Raw genomic sequence first — 483 nt, 5'->3', positions numbered from 1 at the left:
AAGCGAGAAGCAGCAGGTGAGCGCACTGAGCCAGTTGGCCGCAGGGCTTGCAGGCGGGCTGGCGACGGGGGATACTGCGGGAGCCGTAACCGGCGTGCAGGCTGGGAAGAATGCGGTGGAGAATAACGCGCTGAGTGATATTGTTGACGCTGTATCTCAGGGTAAGACTCCTCAGCAGGTAGCCGAAGAGCGTGTCGATGCAGAAAACGAGCGCTATAAGCAGCAAAACTGTGCCGGAATGAGCGCGGAAGCGTGCTCGGTGAAGATGTATACTGAACGCCGGGAAGAGCTGAAAGATATCCTGTCGACAGGTGCAGATTTTGTGCCGGTGGTAGGGGATATCAAGAGTTTTGCGGAAGCCCAGAGTGCTTTGGATTATCTGGTTGCGGCGATAGGCATCATTCCTGGGGCTGGAGATGCAGCAGGTAAGGCGATCAAGGCGGCAGAAACGGCGCTGAAGAAGGGGGATGTCGCTGAAGCGTC

The 483-nt window shown here is 57.1% G+C and carries 1 protein-coding gene; it reads left to right on the top strand.

What is annotated here, in order from left to right; translation table 11 throughout:
* Nucleotides 1-483 (top strand): VENN motif pre-toxin domain-containing protein (locus tag M6G53_RS25000; RefSeq protein WP_253335255.1); only part of this gene is annotated, 483 nt, incomplete at both ends.

Origin of the sequence: Serratia nevei (assembly GCF_024160145.1) — a bacterium.
Classification (GTDB): domain Bacteria; phylum Pseudomonadota; class Gammaproteobacteria; order Enterobacterales; family Enterobacteriaceae; genus Serratia; species Serratia nevei_A.
Note: the sequence above shows the minus strand (reverse complement) of the source record. Positions and strands in the feature narration are given on the sequence as shown.